A 5,642-nucleotide genomic window follows, 5' to 3' on the forward strand; every position below is an offset into this window, starting at 1 on the left:
CTACTGATCAGGTAAAATCTAGTTCCATGGACTTCAATGTGGAGTTAAACCCTGTTATTGCCTATTTTCAGGATAATTCTGCTGCTGAAAATATGGCTACACCTCCGCGTCTATCAGCATCTCATATTCCTAATCTGATGGCAGAAGGTTCTATTTTATCCGACTTAATTTTATCCGACTTAACAGATGAGGACTTAAATTACCAGCTACAAAAGGCAGAACAAAATACTCAAATTCAGTTAAAAACTCAAGGAGAGCGACTGTTATTAATTTTGCCCACTGAATCTCAAGTACCACCATCAGAATTTAGTTGGTGGGAGATTTGGCAACAAATGAAACAGCGTTTAAATGCAGGCGATCGCTTACGTAAGCCGAACACAGCCCTGCATCTGGTAGCTAAAGATCGGTTATTAGATAACAGACAACTGCAAGATTTGGCAGAAACTTTAAATACATATCAAATACAATTAAAATCCGTAGCCACCAGTCGCAGACAAACCGCGATCGCAGCTTGTACCCTGGGTTACTCCGTAGAACAAATCCAACTAGAAACATCCCTGACTGCCGATTTTCAAACTACTCCTGCCCCATTGGCAGATGCCCTCTATTTGCAAATGACAGTCAGATCAGGGGTGGAAATTCGTCATGGCGGGACAGTGATTATTCTGGGAGATATTAACCCTAGTGGTATCATCATTGCAGATGGAGACATTCTAGTTTGGGGTCGTTTGCGGGGAGTTGCCCATGCCGGAGCCGGTGGTAATCGGGAATCTTTGATCATGGCCTTGCAAATGGAACCAACCCAACTACGAATCGCTGATGCTGTCGCTAGAGCGCCAGAAAAGTCCCCAACTAATTTCTTGCCTGAAGTTGCACATATGACAACGGAGGGTATTCGCATTGTCAAGGCCGCTGATTTTTCCCGCAGCCAATTAAATAGTCGGACGCGATTAATTACACAAAATCTGATCTAAAATTCTTGACTAGGCAAGAATCACAAATGTAATTAATTCCATGAATAGCCTGAAATATTTTATCGTTCCTGAATCTTATACAGCATTACCATGAGTCGCATTATTGTCATTACCTCCGGTAAAGGAGGAGTGGGTAAAACCACAGTTTCAGCTAATTTGGGCATGGCCTTAGCCAAAATAGGTAAGCAAGTAGCCTTAATTGATGCCGATTTTGGTCTGAGAAATTTAGATTTACTACTAGGATTAGAAAATCGGATTGTTTATACAGCGGTGGAGGTCTTAGCTAGAGAATGTCGTCTGGAACAAGCCTTGGTAAAAGATAAGCGACAGCCTAATTTGGTACTTTTACCAGCAGCCCAACATCGCAATAAAGAAGCTGTAACACCTGACCAGATGAAATTACTGGTAAATGCACTGTCACAAAAGTACGAGTATGTGATCATTGACTGTCCAGCAGGAATTGAAATGGGTTTTAAAAATGCTACCGCCCCAGCTAAGGAGGCTCTGATTGTCACTACTCCCGAAATTTCCGCCGTCCGTGATGCTGACCGAGTAGTGGGATTGCTTGAAGCACAAGGTGTGAAAAAGATTAACTTAATAGTTAACCGGATTAGACCAGCAATGGTACAAGCAAATGATATGATGTCTGTACAGGATGTTCAGGAACTTCTCGCTATCCCCATAATAGGAGTAATCCCCGATGATGAGCGTGTGATTGTCTCTACCAACCGTGGCGAACCATTAGTATTATCAGATACACCATCTTTAGCCGCCACCGCTTTCGAGAACATTGCTCGGAGATTGCAAGGGGAAACTGTCGAGTTTCTTGAGCTTGACTCATCTGGTAAAAACATCTTTTCCCGCTTGAGAAAGATGTTTTGGTCAAAACTTGTTTAATTAACTTCCCAGTTTCTTGTGCCTTACACATACCCGCAATGATTCTTGAAATTTTAGAAAAACTTTTTGTCCGCAGTCCCGATAACAGCCGCAATGACGTTAAACGTCGTCTGCAATTTGTTATCTCCCATGACCGTGCTGACTTGAACCCCGAAACCTTAGAAAAAATGCGTCAGGAAATCCTGGAAATTGTTTGTCGCTATGTGGAAATAGAAACAGACGGTTTAGAGTTTTCCTTAGAAAGCAATCAACGAACAACGGCTTTAATCGCTAATTTACCAATTCGTCGAGTCAAGGAAACTCTCGATGAAAACCAGTTAGAAAACACCGATATTTTACTTTTATAGTTTGTCGTTTGTCTAGAAAATAGCCTTACTTGTGACGCGACTATTGAAGAATTTATTACATTGGTATCAAAACTACCCGTTGTTGTTGGTGATTACTGTTGACAACGGGTATGGATTAGTGATTAATTACTTATCGAGATGCAACCTGTGGATCAGCCCAAATTTTGGCACTTTCACCAAAGGTTATCGGTTGATCTTCCTCTGCTGACATATCAACGGTTTGACCATCATTAGCCACTTGCACTAAAGGCCAATTTTCTTCCCCTAGTTCACCAGCACGAAATAAGACATTGTTAGGCTGCTTTTTACTCCAACCCAACAAAATGGCTATTTTTTCGTGGTCATCTTCTGATTGCACAGGATTAACTACATTGATATTATTTTTTTGACGATCCCAAATTACAGCCTGATCTGTAGCATCTGCTGTGTTAAAAATAGCCACAAATTTACGTGCTAAAAAGCGATCGCCTTTTTCAGACCAGCTAACAGGCACTAACACCCCAATTTTACCATCATTATCAGCTTCTTCAGACAAACTTGCCTCTTTATTTAATAGAGGATCAATCTCCTTATCGGTTGATATCATCACCCGCAACTTTTTGGTTTCTCTATCCTCCATAAACAACACGCTCTTAACTCGGCTATTGTGCATTTCTGGTCTGACTTCCATTTGCACCCGGCTATAAATCGCATATTTGCCATCAGGTGAAATTACTGGCAAGCTACGGTAATAACGGACACCAGAAATACCTTTACCACCAATCGCTTCCTGAGTCGCCATAATCCATTTCCAAGGTATGGGATGGGGGCTACCTATGGGATCATTTTGTGTCATTTCTGACTCATTTTCTTCTTGAGTTACAGGTATTTCTCCGGTTTCATCTAGTTGTAATTTATTGCCTCCAGGTCTAACTCTTGATGTTGCTAATACTTCTGATTCAAAACCATTATTCTCTCGATAATTAAACTCAGCTTCTTCCTTTGTGTTCTTTAATTTTTGACTTAAATTAAGTTGATTAATGGATACTTGTTCTTGAGTTTCTACAGCACCAACTGATGGTACAGTTCCCTTAACAGCATTATTCCCGGTTTGCTGATTCTCTGTTTTTGCTGTGGTGATGACTTTATTGGTTGATAATGACTGTATTCCTTCCCCAATAGATATTTTTCCTGTCTGAGAATTGACTTGAGCAAATTGTAAATTTATTTTCCCTTGGGCATCAGATTTGTCATTTCCTGAATTGGTATTTGCTACTTGAGATTGTTTAGCTAAAGTACCATGAAGAGACATTCCTACAAAGGTGGAAATTACAATAGTAATAGCAATGTACTTGATAAATGGTTTAACACGGAACCATCCTAACACCAAAAGTGATTTAAGCATGATGAGACTCTCTGGAGGCAGTTGCTAAGTGCGGGCAGTATTTATACAGGAATGGTAAAAGCTATGACTATATAATATATATATCAATCAAGCAAAGGCTTTTACAGGATAATTTATGTAAATGTTACAAGGCTTTACAAAAGTTTTAGTGTCACCATTGATCCCCTCATTATTTTTACATAATATATACATAAGAAAGCGGTCATCGCTGTCACTTGAGGCAACATCCATATTCAAATTAACTTGAATATAGACATTTTTTTAGTGATCATCATTAAGTTTTGATTTGACTAAATGCTTCTCAAAATGGCCTTAGCTTAAACTAGTCTCAAATAACTTATTCTGTTTTTAGCTTGCTGTAGTATTTCAAGCTTTGTACAAATAAAAGTCATCTATTCTTGGCAAATTCAAACCAAATGATGCACAATCAAAAATAAATAAGACCACTAAATACCCACACCCAAATTTACAAATTTAAAATTACACTAGTAAATGTTAAAATTAAACAAAAACAGTCTATTTGCAACTTGGGTAATTACTGAACAGTTTTGATTTAGTAGAGAGAAAAATAGCTAAGTCAAAAATATAGCGAGACAGACAAAACCCGTCAATAATAGATGAGATTAGCGATAACTTCTCTTGGAGACGCTTGGCGTTAGTGTAGTCTGTAAGATTAAGAAAACGTTCTGCGTCGCGTAGATTGCTTTTCTTCCATAGCCAAGACAGTGATTAGCATAAATTAACTAATTGACTTGATATCATAGTTGATTTTTGCTATTTTCACTGATCTAATAGTAGACACTATACCATGAAACCTTGAAAATTCATATCCTGCCAGCAAAAATTCTGTAATTAAATTTCGTGGCAGAGATAATTTCATTAATATTTAGATTTTGCAGTTGTCAACAATGGGGAACACACCTAATATTAATTAATGACTTATGACTCGTGATTAATAATTAATAACTAATGAAAGTAGTATTTTTTGGTACTCCTGATTTTGCAGTTCCCACCTTGGAAAAACTGTTATTAAATAGTGATTTCCAAGTATTAGCCGTTGTCACTCAACCGGATAAACGTCGAGAGCGTGGGAATAAATTAACACCTTCACCTGTGAAAACTTACGCTACAAATCATCATATTCCAATTTGGCAACCTGAGAGGGTGAAAAAAGATGTGGAAACCTTAACACAACTCAAACAAATGGAAGCAGATGTATTTGTAGTTATTGCTTATGGTCAAATTTTGTCTAAGAAGATATTAGATATGCCAAAGCTCGGTTGCATTAATGTACATGGTTCAATTTTACCTCAATATCGCGGGGCTGCACCAATTCAATGGAGTTTATATCACGGAGAAAAAGAAACGGGAATTACAACCATTTTAATGGATAAAGGGATGGATACAGGGGATATGCTGCTAAAAGCTACTACAGACATTGAATTACTAGACAATGCTCAGATTTTAGGGGAAAAATTGGCTATTACTGGTGCAGATTTACTAATAGAAACCCTATATAAACTGGAACGTCAGGAAATTCAACCTATTCCCCAGGATCATAGCTGTGCTACTTACGCATCTCTGATTCAAAAGTCTGATTATAATTTAGACTGGGGACGAAGTGCTATCCAATTACACAATCAAATTCGCGGCTTTTATCCTCATTGTACTACTGTTTTTCGCAACCAACCATTTAAAATCACTGCTAGTGTTCCTTTAGATATTGCCTATATTCAAGAATTACCAGAGCAGTTACAAGAAAAAATACACAAGATGTCTAAATCAATGGTATCGGGAAAAGAAGGAGAAGTAGTTAATATTATTAAGGGAGTAGGGGCAATTATCCAAACCGGTGAGGGTTTATTGCTATTGCGAGAAGTGCAGTTAATGGGTAAACGGCCTCAGTCAGGATGGGATTTTGTCAATGGAACTCGGTTAACGGTGGGTGAGGTAATGGGTAATGGGTAATGGGTAATGGGTAATGGGTAATTGGTAATGGGTAATTGGTAATGGGTAATTGGTAATGGGTAATGGGTAATT

At 38.4% G+C, this 5,642-nt stretch carries 5 protein-coding genes; 4 read left to right on the top strand and 1 reads right to left on the bottom strand.

Annotated features, from left to right (window positions below; genetic code table 11):
* The first annotated feature begins 26 nt into the window (after window positions 1-26).
* The 3 genes from minC to minE all read left to right on the top strand — a co-directional run bounded on the left by minC (window position 27) and on the right by minE (window position 2,218).
* Window positions 27-974, top strand: coding sequence for a septum site-determining protein MinC (gene minC / locus ACIR131C_RS22010; RefSeq protein WP_081677163.1), 948 nt, complete (start codon window positions 27-29; stop codon window positions 972-974).
* A 90-nt stretch (window positions 975-1,064) separates the two neighbouring features.
* The gene (minD, locus tag ACIR131C_RS0105445; protein WP_028089379.1) at window positions 1,065-1,871 is read left to right on the top strand and encodes a septum site-determining protein MinD; all 807 of its coding nucleotides are present in this window, start codon (window positions 1,065-1,067) and stop codon (window positions 1,869-1,871) included.
* A gap of 38 nt (window positions 1,872-1,909) precedes the next feature.
* Window positions 1,910-2,218 (top strand): cell division topological specificity factor MinE, encoded by a 309-nt coding sequence (gene minE / locus ACIR131C_RS0105450; protein ID WP_028089380.1) that lies wholly within the window; start codon window positions 1,910-1,912, stop codon window positions 2,216-2,218.
* A 130-nt stretch (window positions 2,219-2,348) separates the two neighbouring features.
* Here the strand turns inward: minE and ACIR131C_RS0105455 are convergent, their stop codons facing one another.
* The gene (locus ACIR131C_RS0105455) at window positions 2,349-3,602 is read right to left on the bottom strand and encodes a hypothetical protein (RefSeq protein ID WP_028089381.1); all 1,254 of its coding nucleotides are present in this window, start codon (window positions 3,600-3,602) and stop codon (window positions 2,349-2,351) included.
* Window positions 3,603-4,571: 969 nt separating this feature from the next.
* Here ACIR131C_RS0105455 and fmt point away from each other — a divergent pair.
* Complete coding sequence (gene fmt, locus ACIR131C_RS0105460) at window positions 4,572-5,570, top strand: methionyl-tRNA formyltransferase (RefSeq protein WP_028089382.1); 999 nt, start codon at window positions 4,572-4,574, stop codon at window positions 5,568-5,570.
* Window positions 5,571-5,642 lie beyond the last annotated feature (72 nt).

Source organism: Dolichospermum circinale AWQC131C, assembly GCF_000426905.1.
Lineage (GTDB): Bacteria > Cyanobacteriota > Cyanobacteriia > Cyanobacteriales > Nostocaceae > Dolichospermum > Dolichospermum circinale.